Below are 20,514 nucleotides of genomic sequence, written 5' to 3'. Positions count from 1 at the left end.
GTCACGGGTGAAATTAACATCCCTCTGCGTTGGGTTACTTTGGTGCAGCCTGCTGACCGGCTGCGCCACCGATAACCGTGCTGCCACCGCCGACGCCATTGCGCGTGCGGCGGGTTTACAGCAGGGTGAAATCAACGCCGTGCCATTTGTACTCCGCTGGTGGGGTCGCATCAGCGATCCCGACCAGCCTGTGCATCTCTATATTGAAGGTGATGGTTTTGCCTGGGTCACCCCCAGCCAGCCCTCACGCGATCCCACGCCGTTTAACCCTACTGCGCTCAAACTTACCGCTGCCGACCCTGCCGTAAATGTGGCGTATCTGGCACGTCCCTGTCAGTACATCCCCATGACGCGCAATCCCGCCTGTGACCAAAGCTGGTGGACCGACCGTCGCTTCGGCCCGGAGGTGATTAACGCAATGAATGATGCCATCACGCAGATTGCCCGCCAGGCACCCGGTCAGCCTCTGGTGCTGGTCGGCTACTCGGGTGGTGGCGCGGTGGCTGCGTTAGTCGCGGCGCGGCGCCATGATGTGCAGTCGCTGCGCACGGTGGCGGGAAATCTCGATATGGATGAGGTGAACCGTCTGCACCACGCCAGCCCGATGCCGCAGTCACTGAATGCTAAAGACGTTGCCCCCACGCTGGCAGGGCTACCGCAGATCCACTTCTCTGGCAGTGAGGATCGGGTGGTGCCGCACAGCGTGGCACAAGGCTATGCGGATGCCAGCCACTCTTCCTGCGTACAAATCGTTGAGGTTCCTGGGCTGACACACGGGGGTCATTGGGAAACGCACTGGGCCGCCCTACTGGCGCAACAGCCCGCCTGTAAATAGACAAAAAAAAGCCTGATGAATCATCATCAGGCTTTTTTATTCGCGCAGGTCCGGCAAATTAATGCACGGTCCCCTCCGCTTTACGCTTCTGTGCACTCAGGAAGTGATAGGTCAGTTGGTTTTTATCTTTATCCAGCGCCACCGACACCGATCCTCCATCAACCAGTGAACCAAACAGCAGCTCATTAGCTAACGGTTTTTTCAGGCTTTCCTGAACGGTACGGGCCATTGGGCGTGCGCCCATTGCCTTGTCGTAGCCTTTCTCTGCCAGCCAGTCACGGGCGTCATCACTGACTTCCAGCGAGACACCTTTCGCATCCAACTGGGCCTGGAGTTCGACGATAAACTTGTCGACAACCTGATGGATCACGACCTGGTCGAGATGTTTGAACCAGATAATATTATCCAGACGGTTACGGAACTCTGGTGTGAAGATCTTTTTGATCTCTTCCATCGCATCGGTACTGTTGTCCTGCTGGATCAGGCCGATAGATTTACGTTCCGTTTCACGTACCCCGGCGTTCGTGGTCATCACGACCACAACATTACGGAAGTCCGCTTTACGGCCGTTATTATCCGTCAGCATGCCGTTATCCATCACCTGCAACAGCAGGTTGAAGACATCCGGGTGTGCTTTCTCAATCTCATCCAGCAACACCACCGCATGTGGATGTTTGATCACCGCATCGGTTAACAGGCCGCCCTGATCGAAACCAACATAGCCCGGAGGCGCACCAATCAGACGACTGACGGTGTGCCGTTCCATATACTCAGACATGTCAAAACGCAGCAGCTCAATACCCAACGCTTTCGCCAGCTGAACCGTTACCTCGGTTTTCCCGACACCGGTCGGGCCGGCAAACAGGAAGGAACCAACAGGTTTACGATCCTGGCCCAAACCTGCACGGCTCATTTTGATCGCTTCGGTCAGCACTTCAATGGCATTATCCTGGCCAAATACCAGCATCTTCAGGCGATCGCCGAGCGTTTTCAGTGAGTCACGGTCGGAAGCCGACACGCTCTTCTCAGGAATACGGGCAATACGCGCCACCACCGTTTCGATATCCGACACGTTGACAGTTTTTTTGCGTTTGCTGACCGGCATCAGACGCGCACGGGCACCGGCTTCATCAATAACGTCAATCGCCTTATCGGGCAGATGACGGTCGTTGATGTATTTCACCGCCAGCTCCACCGCTGCACGCACCGCTTTTGCAGTATAGCGAACGTCATGGTGCGCTTCGTACTTCGGCTTCAGACCATTGATGATCTGCACCGTTTCCTCAACCGTTGGCTCAGTAATATCGATTTTCTGGAAGCGGCGTGCCAGCGCACGATCTTTTTCGAAAATATTACTGAATTCCTGGTAAGTGGTAGAACCCATCACGCGAATTTTCCCACCCGACAGCAGCGGTTTAATCAGATTTGCGGCATCCACCTGGCCGCCTGATGCCGCGCCAGCACCAATAATCGTATGAATTTCATCGATAAACAGAATGCTGCTGGTGTCCTGCTCAAGCTGTTTCAGTAACGCTTTAAAGCGTTTCTCAAAGTCACCACGGTATTTAGTGCCCGCCAGCAGAGAACCAATATCCAGTGAATAGATGGTGCAATCTTTCATCACTTCCGGCACATCACCCTGCACAATACGCCAGGCAAGACCTTCCGCAATTGCCGTTTTACCGACCCCAGATTCGCCCACCAGCAGTGGATTATTTTTACGACGGCGGCAGAGAACCTGAACGGCGCGTTCCAGCTCTTTATCACGGCCGATCAGCGGGTCAATACCGCCAACACGAGCAAGCTGGTTAAGGTTGGTGGTGAAGTTTTCCATACGTTCCTCCCCGCCTGCTTGCTCTTCATTAACCGGATTCTCAGCACCCGATGCCGGGCCTGGTTCATCTTTGCGTGTGCCGTGTGAGATGTAGTTCACCACATCAAGACGACTGACTTCATGTTTGCGCAGCAGATAAGCAGCCTGCGACTCCTGCTCGCTAAAGATCGCGACCAGTACGTTAGCGCCCGCAACTTCGCTGCGGCCGGATGACTGCACGTGGAAAACAGCACGTTGCAGTACGCGTTGGAAACTTAGCGTCGGCTGTGTGTCGCGCTCTTCTTCGCTCACCGGCAAGACCGGGGTGGTTTGTTCAATGAAAGCTTCGAGCTCCTGCCGTAACGCGACAATATCCACCGTACAGGCTTCCAGTGCCTCTCTGGCCGACGGGTTACTGAGCAATGCCAGTAACAAATGCTCGACGGTCATAAACTCATGTCGGTGCTCGCGCGCTCTGGCGAAAGCCATATTTAAACTGAGTTCCAGTTCTTGATTGAGCATAGGCACCTCCCCCACAAATAGATCGCCTTATTCAGGCTTTTTCCAGCGTACAAAGCAACGGATGCTCATTTTCCCTGGCATACTTGTTCACATTAGCGACTTTAGTCTCTGCGACTTCAGCAGTAAACACACCGCATATCGCCTTTCCCTGGTAGTGAACCGCGAGCATCAGTTGCGTTGCACGTTCAACATCATAAGAAAAGAACTTTTGCAGAACGTCAATAACAAATTCCATAGGCGTATAATCGTCATTATTCAGAATAACTTTATACATCGAGGGTGGCTTGAGCTCCTCACGGACTTTATCGTCTGCAAGCTTTTCAAAATTAAGCCAATCGTTAGTCTTTCCCATACCTACCCAGTGTGATCAACATTGCTTACTTACGCCAGACTAACATCATTCATGTTAGGAATAACATGAGCACAATGTTGTACAGCGCGGTTGAAATTGTGTACAGAAATCATCAATCGCGACCTTCATCACAAAATTCGCAATAGCGTTAACTGCTTCAAATTTTGATGATTTCATCCCCATCATAACCGCCCGATTGCTTGACCCTTGATGCTAATTCTCTACAGTACAAACACAGGCTGAATGAAGATTAACCAGCCGTCAGGTTTTTAAACCTGGACACCTCACTCAATTTGAATGTCTTGCGAGGGATGTAGAAGCATGGAGACGGGTACTGTTAAGTGGTTTAATAACGCCAAAGGCTTCGGTTTCATCTGTCCGGTGGGCGGCGGCGAGGATATTTTCGCTCACTACTCAACGATTAAGATGGACGGTTACAGAACGCTGAAAGCCGGGCAACAAGTCCAGTTTGATTTGCATCAGGGCCCAAAAGGCAATCATGCCAGCCTCATCGTCCCTGTTGAAGAGGCCATCGCTATCAGCGCATGACCCCTTACTCATTCTGTACAACCCTGCGACAAAATGCCAGCCAGTGATGCTGGCATTTTTATTGGGCGCTCTGCTCACTCTCCTAATATGGGTGGACAGATGCGCTTTTCAACCCAGGCAGAACGCCATGAACGGAAATAACGGCATTAATCCGCTTTCCCTCGCGCCAGCCACTGCACGCTGGCAAACATGTTACGCAGCAACGGGGGAACCGAGTCCGTTCCGCGTTCAGCAGCATCCATTGCCACTGAAATGGCCAGCTCCGGCTTGGAAGCGTGCTGGAGGGCCTTGCCAATAATTCGCCGCATATTCATCGGTACATTGGGAGGCAGCCTGGCGATACGATGATAGACCGCAGCAAAACCCGCTTTGTACAGGAAATGCTCCATATCCAGTGCGGGTAATTGCGTCAGGTGCTGGTGTTCGTCTGCCCGCGCCTCATCCAGCATACTGCGAGCCGTAGCAGCATATTTCTTTCCGGCATCATCGCCATCGGTGAGAACATGCCATTCAATGCCCATACGCTGAGCGAATTTCAGCAACGGCTTTAACCCGGACTGGGCGAACTCAATCACCTTCACGCCTTCTGCCGCAAAATGATAACCGCACTGGCGCGCCAGCTCGTTCATCACCCACACCTCCGTTTCACCTTCCACCAGCAACCAGCAGCGGGCAAACAGCGAAGACGGGCGGTTAAAACGAATGTGAAAAGCGATGCGTCGGCTGTCCTCTGCACTCATGCCAGCGGGGCCAATACGCCACGCGGCTACGCGCTGTGGCTCGCGTACCAGGCGACACACCTGCTCCACCGGCACTTGCGACAGCAGTTCACCCGAGTTCGTGGTGACGATTTTTTGCAGGGGCAGCAGTGAGAGTAACTCCCAGGCCACGGCCAGCATGGTCGGGTGCAGACGGGTTTCCGGGTCTTCCACCAGCAATAACGGCCGGGCCTGTGCATCCAACTGTCGCGCACCGCGCGCCTGAACCAGCAGGGCAAACATCCGCAACAAGATCAGTCGACGGCTGCGGTCGCCCCCGGCAATCAGTTGATTCATCTCCCGCAGATGACGCCAGCCGCTAACGGATTCACGCTGCTGGTGAGGGACGCGGCTGGCTGGAGGTGATGCCTGGGGCGACTGAAAAGAAAAATAATGTTCCACCAGCTGTTGCAGGGTATTCAGCCCTTCGCGCAGTGCGGTATCCGTCAGATTTTGCGGGCAGATCGCCCCATCACGCATCAGATCTTCCATCATACTTGTCAGTTCAGTCAGCGGCGCAGCCGATGCTGCTTCGTGTGGCTGGCGTCGGCTGAAACGTGCATCGCGCAGGCGCAGCACGGGATGCAGGCGGATCAGTGCTGTTATCGCCTCCGTCGCCTGGTCGCCGCTAATGATGCTTTGTCCCCGGGCATCTCGAAACTGTCGCCGGGTCACCACCTGTTCTTCGTCCAGCAGCCGCCCCTCGATACAGAGTTCAAGACGGCGCAATCCGCCTTCACCACGCCACCACAGGGAGGAAAGCGGCTGATACTGTTCCGCTTCCGCCTCACCCGCCTCGCGTTCGCAAAACGTCAGCACGACCTGCACATCGCGTGCCCGGCGATGCTGTTCACCCGGCAGATAATGAAAATCATGCCGCCTGAACTGGTAAAGATCCTGCTGAGGAGCCAGCAACAGCGTCAGCGCATCCAGCAGGCTGGATTTCCCCCAGGCATTTTCGCCAATCAGAACGTTGTTTCCTTCCAGCGGCAACGACAAGCGGTTGATGCCACGAAAGCCGACGATGGCCATTTTTTCCAGAATCATCTTTGCCCCTTTTTGCTTTTGTATTGAGAATGGTCGGCCTCCGTCGGTGGGTCAAGCCACGGAGAAAAAACGCTGTTTGCCGTTGCAGAATTGCGCCAGATCAAACCAGGGCAGGTTAATCTTTACGGCTGCTTGTATCCCGGGCCGTAATCTCATACATAAAGATACATATTAAATACATCTTATAAAAGGTGAGACCATGTTCTGTATTCAATGTGAGCAAACAATGCGTACTCCGGTCGGCGACGGCTGTGCTTACGCGCAAGGCATGTGCGGTAAAACTGCGGAAACGTCCGATCTGCAAGATCTGCTGGTGGCGGTGCTTCAGGGCTTGTCGGCCTGGGCACTTCAGGCACGCAGTCTGGGAATTATTGATCACGAGGTGGATAATTTCGCCCCGCGCGCGTTTTTCTCCACGCTGACTAACGTCAATTTTGATTCCGCGCGAATTGTCGATTACGCGTTTGAAGCGATCGCCCTGCGCGATCGTCTGCAACAGCGTTGCGTGCAGAGGGGGGGTAGCCTGTTTCTCGACCACCCGCTCGCCGCGCTCAACCTGGCAAGCCATGAAATCGCCGGGTTGCAGCAGCAAGCCGCACAGTTTGCCTTGAACGAGGGGGACACGGACGCGGACACCCTCGGGTTGCGTCTGCTTTGTCTCTATGGGCTAAAAGGGGCGGCAGCCTACATGGAACATGCTCACGTCCATAACCGCTTCGATAACGCGATCTATGCTGAGTATCATCAGATCATGGCCTGGCTGGGGACAAACCCTTCTGCCACCCACGATCTGGTAGCCTGCGCCATGCAGATCGGCAAAATGAACTTCACCATTATGGGCATGCTGGATGAAGCGCAAACGACGGTGTATGGCGACCCACAGCCCGTCACCGTCAATGTTCGCCCGGTGGCCGGCAAGGCGATCCTGATTTCTGGTCACGACCTGAAAGATCTCCAGTTCCTGCTGGAGCAGACCGCCGGCAGAGGCATTAACGTTTTCACCCACGGCGAGATGTTACCTGCCCACGGTTACCCGGAACTCAAAAAATACCCGCATCTGGTGGGTAACTACGGCAGCGGCTGGCAGAACCAGCAAACGGAGTTTGCCCGCTTCCCTGGCCCGATAGTGATGACCTCCAACTGCATTATTGATCCGCTGGTAGGCGATTATCAGCAGCGTATCTGGACACGCAGCATCGTCGGCTGGCCTGGCGTCAATCACCTGGAAGGTGACGATTTCTCTGCCGTCATCGACCAGGCAGAAAGTATGCCGGGCTTCCCCTGGAGTGAAATTCCTCATGAGATCACTGTCGGCTTCGGGCGTAAAGTGCTGCTGGATGCCTGTGACAGTATCATCGACCTGGTAAGCCGCCAGAAACTGCGCCATGTGTTCCTTGTGGGTGGCTGTGATGGCAGCCGTGACCAGCGTAGCTATTACACGGATATGGCGCTGGCGATCCCACAGGACTGCCTGGTACTGACGCTGGCCTGCGGGAAATACCGCTTCAATAAACTGGCGTTTGGCCACATCGAAGGGTTACCACGCCTGCTGGACGTGGGCCAGTGTAACGACAGCTACGCGGCCATTATGCTGGCGGTCAGACTGGCAGAAAAACTCAACTGCGGCGTCAACGACCTGCCGCTGTCATTGCTGCTTTCGTGGTTTGAACAAAAAGCTATTGTCGTGCTACTCACGCTGTTATCTCTGGGGGTAAAAAACATTCGTACCGGCCCAACCTCCCCGGCATTTCTCACCGATAACCTGCTGGCATTGTTGCAAAAAGAGTTCGGTATGATCCCGGTTAGCAGCGTGGAAAACGATCTGGCCACCATCCTGGGCAACGTGGAGTAACCCCCATGAATTCAACGATACTGTGCCCCTGGCGCATGCAGGTTCACCATGTGCAGCAGGAAACCCCCGATGTCTGGACGCTTGCGCTGATTAACCATGACTTCTATCGCTGGCAGGCAGGCCAGTTCGCGCTGGTGAAAATCGGTAACAGCGATGAAATGCGTGCATATACGCTGTCATCCACCCCTGGGCAAAGCCCGTTTATCACGCTCACCGTGCGGCAGATCGAACAGGGTAAAGGCTCGGGCTGGCTGACGCGCGATGTTCGCCCGGGAAACGACATTTGGCTGTCCGACCCTCAGGGAGATTTCAGCTGTCAGCGCCATCCCGCCAGCCATTATCTCTTTCTGGCGGCGGGCTGCGGCATCACACCGATGATGTCGATGTGCCGCTGGCTGCATGCGCAGCGCCCGGCCTGCAATGTGCAGCTACTGTATAGCGTTCGCTCACCGCAGGATGTCATTTTTGCCCATGAACTCAGCGCCATGCAGCCGTGGTTAACGTTGACGATTATCGCTGAAAATAGCGGCACGGCAGCCATGCTGTCCGGCCGCCTTGATCGTACGCATCTCGCCGCACTGGTGCCTGATATGGTCAGGCGCACCGTGATGATCTGCGGACCCGAGGCCTATATGGAGAGCCTGCAGCATGATGCGCAGGCACTGGGGGCAAAAACGATTTTCACAGAACAGTTTACCCCGGTGGCCAATGTTGCCAAAGAAGGCAAGCTGTTCACCCTGCGCAGCCCGATGCGCTTGCAGGGTGACACCTTTCCGTCAGGCTGGTCACTGCTGGCGGCGATGGAACACTATCAACTCCCCGTTGCCGCTGCCTGCCGCTCGGGCGTGTGCGGCTGCTGTAAAACCCGTGTGACGGAAGGCCACTACCAAACCCGCAGCCAGCAGACACTCAGTGACACAGAGATTAGCCAGGGTTACGTACTGGCGTGCAGCTGCTATCCCGAAAGCGATATCGTCCTCGTCTGATCTCACGTTTGACTCCCGTGTGAAACCGCTTGTTTCACACGGTATCCCCCGTCCGGCGCATCCTAAACTAAGCTTGTAACCGTGAATTTTATCTTCCCGTCAAAGGACATCCCCATCACTGAGGAGAACGCATGAAGCAAACTGTTGCAGCCCTGGTCGCAAAAACACTGGAAAGTGCGGGCGTAAAACGTATCTGGGGCGTCACGGGCGACTCACTCAACGGCTTGAGTGACAGTCTTAATCGCATGGGGACCATTCGCTGGATGCCCACCCGTCACGAAGAAGTGGCGGCGTTTGCCGCTGGCGCTGAAGCTCACCTTACTGGAGAACTGGCGGTCTGTGCCGGATCCTGTGGGCCCGGTAACCTGCACCTCATCAATGGTCTGTTCGACTGTCACCGCAACCACGTGCCGGTATTAGCGATTGCCGCACATATTCCGTCAGCGGAAATCGGCAGCAACTACTTTCAGGAAACCCATCCACAAGAGTTGTTTCGTGAATGCAGCCACTACTGCGAACTGGTCTCTAACCCTGAGCAGCTCCCTCAGGTGCTGGGCATCGCGATGCGTAAAGCGATCCTCAATAAAGGTGTATCCGTGGTGGTACTGCCGGGAGATATCGCGCTTCAGCTGGCGCCTGAGGCCGCCAGTGCTGACTGGTATCCTCCACAGTTACCGCAGGTCCAGCCCGTCGCCGCTGAGCTGGAGAAACTGGCTGCGGCGCTCAATCAGGGCGGCAATATCACCCTGCTGTGCGGCAGCGGTTGCGCAGGTGCGCACAGCGAAGTGGTGGCACTGGCTGAAACCCTGAAAGCCCCGGTGGTGCACGCCCTGCGCGGCAAAGAACATATCGAATACGACAACCCGTACGACGTGGGCATGACCGGATTGATCGGCTTCTCCTCCGGCTATCACGCAATGATGAATGCTGACACGCTGCTGATCCTCGGCAGCCAGTTCCCCTACCGGGCTTTTTACCCGGCCGATGCGAAAATCATTCAGATCGATATCAATCCCGGCAGTCTGGGCAGCCACTGTGCGCTGGATATGGCGCTGGTCGGTGATGTCAAGGCCACGCTCACGGCCTTACTGCCACAGCTCAGTGTGAAAACCGAACGCGGCTTCCTCGATCAGGCGCTGGAGCACTACGCCAAAGCGCGTAAAGAGCTGGATGCGCTGGCCACCGCTAACGACAAACAACCGATCCATCCGCAGTATCTGGCGCAGCAGATCAGTCGCTACGCCAGCGAAGATGCGATCTTCACCTGTGATGTCGGCACTCCAACCGTCTGGGCAGCCCGCTATCTGAAAATGAACGGCAAGCGCCGCCTGCTTGGATCATTCAGTCACGGTTCAATGGCCAATGCGATGCCGCAGGCCATTGGTGCCCAGGCCATAGATCCTGGCCGTCAAACCATCGCGCTGTGCGGTGACGGAGGATTCAGCATGTTGATGGGCGATTTTCTCTCACTGGCACAGCTAAAATTGCCGGTCAAAATCGTGGTGTTTAACAACAGCGTATTGGGGTTTGTGGCGATGGAGATGAAGTCCGGCGGCTATCTCACCGACGGCACCGACCTGGAAAACCCCAACTTCGCGGCGATTGCTAACGCCTGCGGAGTGAAAGGCATTCGGGTTGAACAGGCATCGCAACTGGACGACGCCATACAACAGGCGCTGGCCCACGACGGCCCGGCACTGATCGACGCGGTCACCGCCAAAGAGGAGCTGGCGATGCCGCCGCAGATCAAACTCGAACAGGCGAAAGGTTTCAGCCTGTATATGCTGCGCGCAATTATTAATGGTCGCGGTGACGAAGTGGTTGATCTGGCAAAAACCAACTGGCTGCGGTAAAAAAGAGTGAAGGCCTATTCACGGACGCTGCGGCGTCCGTTTTACTGTTGACAGGAGAGTTGAGCGTGATTGACCTGCGTAGTGATACCGTGACCCGCCCCAGCCAGGCGATGCTGAATGCCATGATGTCGGCTGAAACTGGCGATGATGTTTATGGTGATGACCCCACCGTCAATCAACTGGAATCAGAGGCCGCTCGCCTGAGTGGCAAGGCCGCCGCCCTGTTCCTGCCCACAGGCACCCAGGCGAACCTGGTCGCCCTGCTTTGCCACTGTCAGCGTGGTGAGGAGTATATTGTTGGTCAGCTGGCCCATAACTACAAATACGAAGCCGGCGGCGCGGCGGTGCTGGGCAGCATACAGCCCCAGCCGATCCTCGCAGCCGCTGACGGATCGTTACCGCTGGATGTGGTGGCGCAGTTTATCAAACCCGATGATGTCCATTTCGCCGTCACTCGCCTGTTAAGCCTGGAAAATACCCATAACGGCAAGGTGCTGCCGATTGCCTATCTGCAACAGGCGTGGGATTTTACCCGCGAACGTCAGCTGGCGCTGCATATCGATGGTGCACGTATTTTCAACGCGGCAGTAGCGCTGGACGTGCCGCTGGAGGCGCTTACACGCTATTGCGATACGCTGACGATCTGCCTGTCTAAAGGGCTGGGCACGCCGGTGGGATCGCTGTTGTGCGGCAGTGAGGAAGTTATTCAGCGTGCTCGTCGCTGGCGGAAGATGACAGGCGGTGGCATGCGCCAGGCAGGGATTCTGGCCGCCGCCGGGCTGTATGCACTGGAGCATAACGTCGCCCGCTTAAAAGATGACCACGACAATGCGGCCTGGCTGGCAGGGGCACTACGTGACATTGGCGTGGATGTCACCCGTCACGACACCAACATGGTGTTCCTGCGGCTGCCAGAAGCGCAGGTTGCCACGCTGGGGCCGTGGATGCGCGAACGCGGTATTCTCCTCAGCCCCGGCCCCGTGACCCGCCTGGTAACCCACCTGGATGCAGACCGTGATGCACTGCAACAGCTGGTCAGCCAGTGGCAGGCATTTTTAGCCGCGCAGTAACTTAGTCAGAACCGTATTTTTCCAGCAACGCAGCGGCGATGGCTTCAGTTTCAGCATCTGCCACGCCGCTGTAATCTGACGGGCGAAAGTGCATTTGAAAAGCGGCGATCAGCGCCTGCTGCTGATACGGTTTCATCTGCGGCGTCACCTCATAACCATACCGGGCTAACAGATCCAGCAGGCGGGTTTTATCCACGCGCTGTGTCGGTGGGCGGCCCGCCAGCCAGAATGTCACCCTTTCTGCATCAGGCCATGCACCAATGCCCTGCCCGGCAAACCACTGCCAGGGAAACAGCGGGCCAGGGTCCTGTTTACGCAGCGGAGCAATATCACTGTGCGCCACCACATCCTGCGGCTGAATACCGTAGCGCTGCACAATGTCTCGCACCAGCGGCAACAGTGCATCCATCTGCGACTGTGGGAACGGCTGCCAGACCACAACGCCGCCCTCACGGTGCCAGCCCTGATTCTCCAGCTCAATGCCGATGGAGGTATCATTCAGCCGGGTTGCGCCACGCCAGAAACTCTCCCCGGCATGCCACGCCAGCATCGACTCCGGCACCAGCCGCCATACCAGCGGCTGACCATCATATTTTGGTGGCGTTGCCGGTAGAAGATAGTGAGCGCTTACCCGACGATCGGTCAGCGTATTCAGTGAACGCGGGAAATCCCCGGCCGTATAGTGGATCACCAGCACTTTGACGCGCGGGCGCGCACCGTAAGCTTCCTGCCGGGTATCCACCGTGTATCCCTGATGCGGTTGCAGCCCTTTCGGGGTAATAGAGGTATACAGAAAGACCGCCAGCAGCAGCAACAGCGGGCGAACGATGGACAACGGACGCATCAGTGGTGCAGTTTCACTGCGGTGCCACTGACGCTGACCATCAGCATACTGCTGTCTTTGCCCACGGTTTCATAATCAATATCGATTCCGACGACGGCATCGGCCCCCAGCGCTTTTGCCTGTGCTTCCAGCTCGGTAAATGCTATCTGGCGTGCCTTACGCAGTTCTTTCTCATACGCCCCGGAACGGCCGCCGACGATGTCGCGGATACCGGCAAAAAAGTCCTTAAAAATGTTGGCACCAAGAATCGCCTCACCGGTGACGACGCCGCAATATTCAGTAATGGGCTGGCCTTCCAGCGTTGGCGTTGTGGAAAATTTCATGTCGCTCTCCTTGTTCAGTGTTCACTTCGCTCTTGCAACTATACTCAGCGGCTATAATCAATGATAAAGCACACTCGCTGATAACAATAAGGAAATCAGAATGAAATACCTACCCTTTGCTGCCGTGGTACCCCTTGCGCTGTTACTCAGTGCCTGTACTGGCGTAGAGCCTGCCTATAAGGACATTGGTACCCGGGTGGGGCCCTGTGCTGATGGCGGCCCGGACAGCGTTGCGCAGCAGTTCTACGATCTGCGGACACAACAACCTTCACCGGGATTGCCTGATGCTCAACTGCTGGCAAAGTACCGCCCGCTACTCAGTGATGCGCTCTATCAGTCTCTGATTAATGCACAGACGAAACCGAATAAAACCGCACTGCTGACGGGAGACATCTTCTCCAGTCAGGGCCAGGGTGCTACGGACGCCAGCGTGGCGGATGCTTCGACTATCCCGAATACCGATGCCCGCAACATCCCGTTGCGCGTCACGCTGAAACGGGGTGATACAAGCTGGCAGGATGAAGTGCTGATGGTCCGTGAGGGCACCTGCTGGTCCGTCAGTGATGTGCGCTATCTGGGCCCTAATCCGCATCTTTCCGGCGGTTCACTCGTCCAACTGCTGCAAAAATAAGTCACGAATACGTGCCGCTGGCTGGCGGCACGTAATTTAATGCCGTCTTTATCCCCATAGCATAATTCATACGATCGCCTCCTGCCCCCTGATTTATAATCGTATTATTACTATTTCCAATCTAATTCATTGAACGTAAAATTCGCCAAGCAGAGGGTTTATTCAGGAAGTCACACTGGCGCAAAACAAACCAGGCAGACAGGCACCAATAAAACACATTATAATTAATCAGTTAAAACAGCACAAAAAAGGATGTAAAATGAGTGATGCAGAAAGAATCTCAAAACAAATAATAGCGTTAATAAGAACTGACAGCAAACCATTTTATATAAAGCACACAACCTTTGCTGGTGATATTGTTAAGGACTTCTCAAGAGATATTGGATATTCTTTTTATGAATACTTTGACACCGAAAATAGATGGATAAATAGATTGGATTCAGATAGATTATTTAGACGAATTAAATTCGGTGTTTCTAATGATGAGATAAGAAAAATAATAGTATTAGTTGTCGACGAATTTACAAGAAACTCGAAAAAACACGTCACAGACGTTGTCGCTGAACAAGCAGGAAAGGCTTCTGGGCGAATATTTATAAACAGCATTCTGCTTCAGGATATGGCATCTTACTTTGCCAGTAAATTAATTCCCAAGATTATATTCAACGCAACATTCACACTGAGTGTTACAATAGCTGGAGCCAGAGCAAGATCTTTATATATTTCGAGAAAACTAAAAAACAAGTCACCTTCATTGTTTTATATGATGAGAAAAAAAGATGACCTCGACCTGTTTTATTTTCTTGTCGATGATTACCTGGAACCCTTTATTGATGCACTATCAATAAAGGAAAATAATGAAGAGGAATTTCATGAGATAATAAAAGATGTTTTAAGTGGAATTAACTAAATGTCACTTAAATTAATTGGAAATTAGCATATCTATTATCTTAACCCTATCAATTAGTGCCATCAAAGATCGATAAAAAAAACAACAGCACCAAAAAGATTCATCAACGGCGTTAGAAAACCCTAACACCAATACTTTGAGGAAATATATTATTACATTAACAATGATGTCTTTATTGAAAAATAAAGACACCCTAATGTAATCAGCAATATTAAGAGGTGACCAATCAGGTCTCCTGAGTTAAAAGAATAGATACCACCATCCTCGATAATTCTTTTTATTGAAAAAATAGCGCTAACAAAAACAAAGCAAAAAAAAGTAAAAAAAAGAAAAGAGATAAAAATCATGAACATTTTAAAGTGCTTTTTTGAATCCATTCTATATAATTCCTGTAAGTTACTCTCACCTTAACGATTTCGACATGTAAATAGCATATTACATGTAACCCACCTGATCCCGGAAGTGACGAACCGTCATGGTTTATCAGAAAAAAATCGCATTTCGAAAAAATTATAATTGAAAAAAAATAAACTATTATTTTGCTTGAGTTCTGATTCCATGAAGGCCATAAAAATACGACATCTGCAATCACATGGGTATTGTAACCGTAACTTTTAATTAGTTCAATGAGCGTAACTTATTATCATGATTAAATTTCTAGCCACAACCAGTAATCCCTGATTATCGCATGCATTCACGTTAATAATTCTGTAGCGTATTTAATAATCAGAGGCATACCCTTCATACTTTAAGCTACAGATGCGTTTGCTACACCCATTCGCCCCAGCCACATAGTTATCTATGCTCATGAAGGTTCACGAGCTCGCCACCGTTCTGTAGCACAGCCATTGATCCGATCCCGCGCACATAATTGCATAACAGCCCCGATACATTTCAGTGAAAACCGTAACATCGCGCTATCTTGTGCTACTATTTACTCACCCTGCCCGCATAAATAAATTTTAACGCACAATGATTGCATAACTATGCTGTCGACGTTAAGATTCGCGGCATCAATTGCTATTCACTTTTTGCGCATGAGTATTCAACTAAACGGTATTAACTGCTACTACGGTGCCCACCAGGCGCTTTTTGACATTCAGCTGGCTTGCCCTCAGGGCGAGACGCTGGTATTGCTGGGGCCAAGCGGTGCCGGGAAGAGCTCTCTCCTGCGTGTGTTAAACCTGCTGGAGATGCCGCGTTCCGGTACGCTGGAAATCGCTGGCAATCGCTTTGACTTCACAAACCCCCCTGGCGACGTGGCAATACGCGAACTGCGTCAAAACGTCGGTATGGTGTTCCAACAGTATAATCTCTGGCCTCACCTGACTGTCGTTCAGAACCTGATCGAAGCCCCCTGCCGCGTGCTGGGCTTAAGCAAAGCGCAGGCTCATGAACGTGCCGCGAAACTGCTCGATCGCCTGCGTCTGACGACCTTTGCCGATCGTTATCCTCTGCACCTGTCCGGTGGCCAGCAGCAGCGCGTAGCCATTGCCCGTGCGCTGATGATGGAACCGGCTGTGCTGCTGTTCGATGAACCCACCGCCGCACTGGACCCGGAAATCACCGCCCAGATCGTCAGTATCATTCGTGAACTGGCGCAGACCAATATCACTCAGGTGATCGTCACCCATGAAGTGGAAGTGGCGCGTAAAACGGCCAGCCGCGTGGTGTATATGGAAAATGGCTATATTGTCGAACAGGGTGATGCCAGCCGCTTTACACAGCCGCAAACCGAGGCGTTTGCCCATTATCTTTCGCATTAATTGCAGGACATAACGATGAAAAAAATTGTCATTGCCGCACTGTTAGCCGGTTTCAGCCTGAGCGCCAGCGCCACTCAGACCCTTCGTTTTGCTACTGAGGCGTCTTACCCTCCTTTCGAATTCGTGGATTCTGATAATAAGATCCAGGGGTTTGATGTCGATCTGGCTAACGCACTGTGCCGCGAAATCGGTGCCGAATGTACCTTCACCAACCAAGCGTTCGACAGCCTGATCCCCAGCCTGAAATTCCGTCGTTTCGATGCGGTGATGGCCGGTATGGATATCACGCCTGAGCGTGAAAAACAGGTGCTGTTCACCAAAGCCTATTACGACAACTCTGCGCTGTTTATTATCCAGAAAGATAAAGTCAGCAACGTAGATGCGCTGAAAGGCAAACGCGTAGGTGTGCAGAACGGCACCACTCACCAGAAATACCTGAGCGAAAAGCTGCCTGCTATTAACGTTGTGCCTTACGACAGCTATCAGAACGCGATACTCGACCTGAAAAATGGCCGTATCGACGCGGTATTTGGTGACACAGCGGTGGTCAACGAATGGCTGAAACAGAACCCAAATCTGACGCCATTGGGCGAGAAAGTGACGGATAAAGCCTACTTCGGCACCGGCCTCGGCATTGCTGTGCGTCAGGGTAATACCGAGCTTCAGAGCAAATTCGACGCGGCGCTGGACAAGGTGAAAGCCAACGGCACCTATAAGACTATCTACAGCAAGTGGTTTCAGCAGTAATTAATGAGCGAACTTTATACTCTCGCCAGCGCCGCCGGGATGACCGTCGGCCTGGCCGTTTGTGCACTGATTGCCGGTTTAATACTGGCGATGATTTTCGCCGTCTGGGAATCAGCGCGCTGGCGTCCCCTCGCCTGGCTGGGAACCGGACTGGTCACGCTGTTTCGCGGCCTGCCGGAAATCCTTGTGGTGCTGTTTATCTACTTCGGTGCCTCACAGCTGCTGCTGACACTGTCGGACGGCTTCACCGTTAACCTGGGGTTCGTTCAAATCCCGGCTCAGGTCGCCATTGAGAATTTTGACGTCAGCCCGTTTCTTTGCGGGGTGATTGCGCTGGCTATCCTCTACTCCTCTTATGCATCACAAACCCTGCGCGGTGCGCTGAAAGCCGTACCGTCAGGCCAGTGGGAGTCAGGACAAGCGCTGGGAATGAAGAAGACCGCCATCTTCTTCCGCCTGATTATGCCGCAGATGTGGCGCCATGCACTGCCCGGCCTCGGCAACCAGTGGCTGGTGCTGTTGAAAGATACCGCGCTGGTCTCCCTGATTAGCGTTAATGATATTATGTTGCAGACCAAAAGCATCGCCACGCGCACCCAGGAACCTTTTACCTGGTACGTTATTGCGGCAGGAATTTACCTGCTGATCACCCTGTTCAGCCAATTCGTCCTGAAACGCATTGAACTGCGCACCACACGCTTTGAGCGGGGAGACTGCTGATGTTGAGTTATTTCCCTGAACTGCTGAAAGGTTTGAATACCAGCCTGATGCTTACCGTAGCGTCACTGCTGCTGGCGTTGATTCTGGCCCTGGTGTTTACCGTTATCCTGGCGTTGAAAGTCCCGGTTTTTAACCTGATGACTCGCGCCTATATCACACTGTTTACCGGCACCCCACTGCTGGTGCAGATCTTTCTGATCTACTACGGACCCGGACAGTTCCCGGCGATCCAGAATATTCACTGGTTATGGAGCCTGCTTTCACAACCCTGGTTGTGTGCGCTGCTGGCCCTGTCACTGAACAGCGCGGCCTATACCGCACTGCTGTTCCACGGCGCGGTGCGCGCTATTCCTGCCGGGCAATGGCAGTCCTGTGCGGCGCTGGGCATGAATCGTCGCGATCAGTTACGGATTTTGCTGCCATATGCGTTTAAACGCGCGTTATCCTCGTACTCCAATGAGGTGGTGCTGGTGTTTAAAAGCACCTCACTGGCCTACACCATCACGCTGATGGAAGTGATGGGTCACGGGCAAATGCTTTACGGGCGCACCTACGATGTCAGCGTGTTTGCCGCCGCCGGGGTGATTTATCTGTGCGTAAACGGCTTACTGACCCTGATGATGCGCATGATTGAGCGCCGGGCACTGGCGTTCGAACAGCGGAATTGATGCCCGATACGCACACGCGCCTCAGGCATCCATGAAAAAAAAGCCCTGGTAGCCCTTTAATCAACGGATAACGAACACCTTCTGTCGTCAATACTGGTCAGGACAATGAGACCTCAAGGAATTAATAGATGAAAAAACTCGTTCTGGCAGCATTGCTCGCCAGCGTTGCCTTAGGAACCCAGGCTGCAGACAAGATTCGTTTTGCCTCCTCCGCAACCTACCCTCCCTTTGAATCCCTGAACAGCGATAACCAGATTGTCGGCTTCGATATCGATCTGGCGAAAGCACTGTGCAAACAGATGCAGGCGGAGTGCAGCTTCACCAACAACCCCTTTGACAGTCTGGTTCCGGCGCTGAAATTCCGCCGCTACGACGCCGTGATTTCCGGTATGGATATCACCGAAGAGCGCCAGAAACAGGTCAGCTTTACTCAGCCTTACTACGCCAACTCAGCGATTATTATTGCGCAGAAAGGCAAGTTCACCAGCCTGGATCAGCTGAAGGGTAAACGTGTGGGCATTGAGAACGGCACCACTCACCAGAAGTATCTGCATGATAAGCAGCCGGACATCACGGCGGTGGCCTATGACAGCTACCAGAACGCGATCCTCGACCTGAAAAATAATCGCCTGGATGGCATTTTGGGTGACACGGCAGTGGTCGGCGCCTGGCTTAAGACCAACCCGAATCTCAGCGCCGTCGGCGAGCATATTACGGACAGCAGTTATTTCGGTACGGGTCTGGGTATTGCGGTACGTAAAGATAATGATGCCCTGCTGAAGAAGCTGGACACGGCGCTGGCAGCACTGAAAGCTGACGGAACGATTGAGAAACTCAATAAGCAGTGGTTCCCCGAGTAATCTTCGGCATCAGGGCGCGGCGTGCCACGCCCCTACCCGCATAGTGCCATCATCCGTTGGCATCAGGGCGCGGCATGCCACGCCCCTACCCGCATAGTGCCATTATCCGTTGGCATCAGGGCGCGGCATGCCACGCCCCTACCCGCATAGTGCCATTATCCGTTGGCATCAGGGCGCGGCATGCCACGCTCCACATAGTGCTGTTATCGTAGGGGTCGGGCATGCCCGACCCGCTTTACACCCGCTGCAACAGCGTCAACACTTCGTAATGTGCGGTGTGCGGAAACATATCAAAGATCTGAATTTTGATGATGCGATAGGCTTTCAGGCGCCCGATATCGGTGGCCATCGTTTCGGCATTACAGCTGGAATAGAGTATCCATGGCGGTGCCATTGTCTCCAGATACGCGCAAAGCTCGGCACCAATTCCGCGGCGCGGTGGATTGACCAGCACCAGCTCCGGCACGCTGCCCTCTCCGGTGGCAAAAGCGGTGGAGTCCAGTGCTGCAAAGCTCACCTGCTTCAGTCCCATCTGTGCCGCAGACCGCTGCGCACAGGCAATCGCTTCCTGACTGATCTCGATACCTGTCAGCTGCATCTCGGGCGTTGCACAGTGCAGACCAAACCCGCCCACACCGCAGAACAGATCCCACATAGCACTTACCTGTAATTCTCTCACCCAGACGCGCGCCGTGGCATACAGTTCGGCCGCCACCCGGGGATTTGTCTGAAAAAAGCTTTTCGGCAGTACTGACAGCGGCACGTCGTTGAGTTGTTCGGCAAGGACCTGATTATCCGTTAACGGGATCTCTTCCTCCCCCTCCATAATCGCCATCGCCACAGGTTGAATATTGGCAGAAATCACCGCCAGCTGGGGCAGTGCACGCTGAAGCTCGGGCAATGCGGCGCGCAGCTGCGCCAGCTTGGTGGTTGAACGCAGAACAAAACGCAACATCAGTTGCCCGTTATGCTGGCTTTCGGTCAACAGAATATATTTCAGTTCACCTCGCCTGCGTGCCACGTTATAGGGCGTCAGCCCGGCACGGGCAATAAACGGGCGCAGTTCAGCAAACACGCTGGCAAAACTGTCAGGATAGAGCGGACAGTCGCTCAGATCGACTGGCGTACCATCACGATGCAGCATACCCAGCAGCGGGCGTTCGACGCTGCCGCTGCCCACCATTTTGGCTTTATTACGGAATTTTTGTAGCGGAGAGCGCGCGGGCGGCAACCACTGGCCAACCGGAAAAGACTCCAACAGTTGCTGTAAATGTGACTGTTTTTGAGAAAGTTGCCGGGAGTAAGGTGTCTCCAGCCACTGGCAGGAACGGCAACGGCCGGCGTCATAAAGCGCGCAATGCATGATGGAAGCCTGATCTGGGAAGCGAAATGCAGTCGGACAGTATAG

Annotated in this window: 19 protein-coding genes; 13 read left to right on the top strand and 6 right to left on the bottom strand. The window is 53.8% G+C overall.

The genetic code is table 11. The features are described from left to right. Positions 1 to 7: 7 nt before the first annotated feature. A complete protein-coding gene (locus WH279_RS04035; protein ID WP_339455088.1) occupies positions 8 to 835 on the top strand; it encodes an alpha/beta hydrolase in 828 nt (275 codons plus the stop codon). A gap of 58 nt (positions 836 to 893) precedes the next feature. Here WH279_RS04035 and clpA read toward each other — a convergent pair whose 3' ends face one another. Then, positions 894 to 3,170 carry an ATP-dependent Clp protease ATP-binding subunit ClpA gene (clpA, locus tag WH279_RS04030; RefSeq protein ID WP_167864867.1) on the bottom strand — a complete coding sequence of 759 codons (2,277 nt, stop codon included), beginning with the start codon at positions 3,168 to 3,170 and terminating at the stop codon, positions 894 to 896. Between the two features lie 31 nt (positions 3,171 to 3,201). After that, positions 3,202 to 3,522: an ATP-dependent Clp protease adapter ClpS gene (gene clpS, locus WH279_RS04025; RefSeq protein ID WP_133841056.1), complete on the bottom strand. Its 321-nt coding sequence runs from the start codon at positions 3,520 to 3,522 to the stop codon at positions 3,202 to 3,204. A gap of 321 nt (positions 3,523 to 3,843) precedes the next feature. Here clpS and cspD point away from each other — a divergent pair, with 321 nt between their 5' ends. Beyond that, complete coding sequence (gene cspD / locus WH279_RS04020) at positions 3,844 to 4,071, top strand: cold shock-like protein CspD (RefSeq protein ID WP_133841057.1); 228 nt, start codon at positions 3,844 to 3,846, stop codon at positions 4,069 to 4,071. A 146-nt stretch (positions 4,072 to 4,217) separates the two neighbouring features. Here cspD and WH279_RS04015 read toward each other — a convergent pair whose 3' ends face one another. Continuing rightward, complete coding sequence (locus WH279_RS04015) at positions 4,218 to 5,876, bottom strand: ATP-dependent endonuclease (RefSeq protein ID WP_339455087.1); 1,659 nt, start codon at positions 5,874 to 5,876, stop codon at positions 4,218 to 4,220. 199 nt (positions 5,877 to 6,075) lie between these two features. Between WH279_RS04015 and hcp the strand changes: the two genes are divergently transcribed. The 4 genes from hcp (at position 6,076) to ltaE (ending at position 11,637) form a co-directional block, all read left to right on the top strand. Next, positions 6,076 to 7,728, top strand: a complete 1,653-nt coding sequence (gene hcp / locus WH279_RS04010) for a hydroxylamine reductase (RefSeq protein WP_339455086.1) — start codon at positions 6,076 to 6,078, stop codon at positions 7,726 to 7,728. A 5-nt stretch (positions 7,729 to 7,733) separates the two neighbouring features. Next, complete coding sequence (gene hcr / locus WH279_RS04005) at positions 7,734 to 8,714, top strand: NADH oxidoreductase (RefSeq protein WP_339455085.1); 981 nt, start codon at positions 7,734 to 7,736, stop codon at positions 8,712 to 8,714. Positions 8,715 to 8,845: 131 nt separating this feature from the next. Continuing rightward, on the top strand, positions 8,846 to 10,567 hold the full coding sequence (gene poxB / locus WH279_RS04000) for a ubiquinone-dependent pyruvate dehydrogenase (protein ID WP_339455084.1): 1,722 nt from the start codon (positions 8,846 to 8,848) through the stop codon (positions 10,565 to 10,567). A 65-nt stretch (positions 10,568 to 10,632) separates the two neighbouring features. Then, complete coding sequence (gene ltaE / locus WH279_RS03995) at positions 10,633 to 11,637, top strand: low-specificity L-threonine aldolase (RefSeq protein ID WP_339455083.1); 1,005 nt, start codon at positions 10,633 to 10,635, stop codon at positions 11,635 to 11,637. Between the two features lies 1 nt (position 11,638). Here the strand turns inward: ltaE and WH279_RS03990 are convergent, their stop codons facing one another. After that, entirely contained in the window at positions 11,639 to 12,481 is an 843-nt protein-coding gene (locus WH279_RS03990; protein WP_133841063.1) for an N-acetylmuramoyl-L-alanine amidase, read from the bottom strand. Continuing rightward, complete coding sequence (locus WH279_RS03985) at positions 12,481 to 12,804, bottom strand: heavy metal-binding domain-containing protein (RefSeq protein WP_133841064.1); 324 nt, start codon at positions 12,802 to 12,804, stop codon at positions 12,481 to 12,483. Before WH279_RS03985 ends, WH279_RS03990 begins: the two co-directional genes overlap by 1 nt. Positions 12,805 to 12,904: 100 nt before the next feature. Here WH279_RS03985 and WH279_RS03980 point away from each other — a divergent pair, with 100 nt between their 5' ends. From WH279_RS03980 to WH279_RS03950, 7 genes are all read left to right on the top strand, one after another. Then, complete coding sequence (locus WH279_RS03980; protein ID WP_339455082.1) at positions 12,905 to 13,435, top strand: lipoprotein; 531 nt, start codon at positions 12,905 to 12,907, stop codon at positions 13,433 to 13,435. Between the two features lie 259 nt (positions 13,436 to 13,694). Next, complete coding sequence (locus tag WH279_RS03975; RefSeq protein WP_339455081.1) at positions 13,695 to 14,345, top strand: hypothetical protein; 651 nt, start codon at positions 13,695 to 13,697, stop codon at positions 14,343 to 14,345. Between the two features lie 1,037 nt (positions 14,346 to 15,382). Continuing rightward, on the top strand, positions 15,383 to 16,111 hold the full coding sequence (gene artP, locus WH279_RS03970; RefSeq protein ID WP_339455080.1) for an arginine ABC transporter ATP-binding protein ArtP: 729 nt from the start codon (positions 15,383 to 15,385) through the stop codon (positions 16,109 to 16,111). Positions 16,112 to 16,126: 15 nt separating this feature from the next. After that, complete coding sequence (gene artJ, locus WH279_RS03965) at positions 16,127 to 16,858, top strand: arginine ABC transporter substrate-binding protein (protein ID WP_339455079.1); 732 nt, start codon at positions 16,127 to 16,129, stop codon at positions 16,856 to 16,858. A gap of 3 nt (positions 16,859 to 16,861) precedes the next feature. Then, entirely contained in the window at positions 16,862 to 17,578 is a 717-nt protein-coding gene (gene artQ / locus WH279_RS03960) for an arginine ABC transporter permease ArtQ (protein WP_339455078.1), read from the top strand. After that, positions 17,578 to 18,246 carry an arginine ABC transporter permease ArtM gene (gene artM / locus WH279_RS03955; protein WP_339455077.1) on the top strand — a complete coding sequence of 223 codons (669 nt, stop codon included), beginning with the start codon at positions 17,578 to 17,580 and terminating at the stop codon, positions 18,244 to 18,246. Before artQ ends, artM begins: the two co-directional genes overlap by 1 nt. A gap of 128 nt (positions 18,247 to 18,374) precedes the next feature. Then, positions 18,375 to 19,106: an arginine ABC transporter substrate-binding protein gene (locus WH279_RS03950; RefSeq protein ID WP_200640769.1), complete on the top strand. Its 732-nt coding sequence runs from the start codon at positions 18,375 to 18,377 to the stop codon at positions 19,104 to 19,106. A gap of 235 nt (positions 19,107 to 19,341) precedes the next feature. On the opposite strand, the gene rlmC is transcribed toward WH279_RS03950, so the two are convergent. After that, positions 19,342 to 20,469 (bottom strand): 23S rRNA (uracil(747)-C(5))-methyltransferase RlmC, encoded by a 1,128-nt coding sequence (rlmC, locus tag WH279_RS03945; protein ID WP_339455076.1) that lies wholly within the window; start codon positions 20,467 to 20,469, stop codon positions 19,342 to 19,344. Between the last annotated feature and the right edge of the window lie 45 nt (positions 20,470 to 20,514).

This window comes from Erwinia sp. MYb375 (assembly GCF_037479175.1).
Classification (GTDB): Bacteria; Pseudomonadota; Gammaproteobacteria; order Enterobacterales; family Enterobacteriaceae; genus Erwinia; species Erwinia rhapontici.
This window is presented reverse-complemented; position numbering and strand designations above follow the sequence as displayed.

Coding starts and splice junctions, on each gene's coding strand:
- clpA (WP_167864867.1), bottom strand. CDS start 3,170: ATGCTCAATCAAGAACTGGAACTCAGTTTAAATATGGCTTTCGCCAGA.
- clpS (WP_133841056.1), bottom strand. CDS start 3,522: ATGGGAAAGACTAACGATTGGCTTAATTTTGAAAAGCTTGCAGACGAT.
- cspD (WP_133841057.1), top strand. CDS start 3,844: ATGGAGACGGGTACTGTTAAGTGGTTTAATAACGCCAAAGGCTTCGGT.
- WH279_RS04015 (WP_339455087.1), bottom strand. CDS start 5,876: ATGATTCTGGAAAAAATGGCCATCGTCGGCTTTCGTGGCATCAACCGC.
- hcp (WP_339455086.1), top strand. CDS start 6,076: ATGTTCTGTATTCAATGTGAGCAAACAATGCGTACTCCGGTCGGCGAC.
- hcr (WP_339455085.1), top strand. CDS start 7,734: ATGAATTCAACGATACTGTGCCCCTGGCGCATGCAGGTTCACCATGTG.
- poxB (WP_339455084.1), top strand. CDS start 8,846: ATGAAGCAAACTGTTGCAGCCCTGGTCGCAAAAACACTGGAAAGTGCG.
- WH279_RS03990 (WP_133841063.1), bottom strand. CDS start 12,481: ATGCGTCCGTTGTCCATCGTTCGCCCGCTGTTGCTGCTGCTGGCGGTC.
- WH279_RS03985 (WP_133841064.1), bottom strand. CDS start 12,804: ATGAAATTTTCCACAACGCCAACGCTGGAAGGCCAGCCCATTACTGAA.
- WH279_RS03980 (WP_339455082.1), top strand. CDS start 12,905: ATGAAATACCTACCCTTTGCTGCCGTGGTACCCCTTGCGCTGTTACTC.
- WH279_RS03975 (WP_339455081.1), top strand. CDS start 13,695: ATGAGTGATGCAGAAAGAATCTCAAAACAAATAATAGCGTTAATAAGA.
- artP (WP_339455080.1), top strand. CDS start 15,383: ATGAGTATTCAACTAAACGGTATTAACTGCTACTACGGTGCCCACCAG.
- artJ (WP_339455079.1), top strand. CDS start 16,127: ATGAAAAAAATTGTCATTGCCGCACTGTTAGCCGGTTTCAGCCTGAGC.
- artQ (WP_339455078.1), top strand. CDS start 16,862: ATGAGCGAACTTTATACTCTCGCCAGCGCCGCCGGGATGACCGTCGGC.
- artM (WP_339455077.1), top strand. CDS start 17,578: ATGTTGAGTTATTTCCCTGAACTGCTGAAAGGTTTGAATACCAGCCTG.
- WH279_RS03950 (WP_200640769.1), top strand. CDS start 18,375: ATGAAAAAACTCGTTCTGGCAGCATTGCTCGCCAGCGTTGCCTTAGGA.
- rlmC (WP_339455076.1), bottom strand. CDS start 20,469: ATGCATTGCGCGCTTTATGACGCCGGCCGTTGCCGTTCCTGCCAGTGG.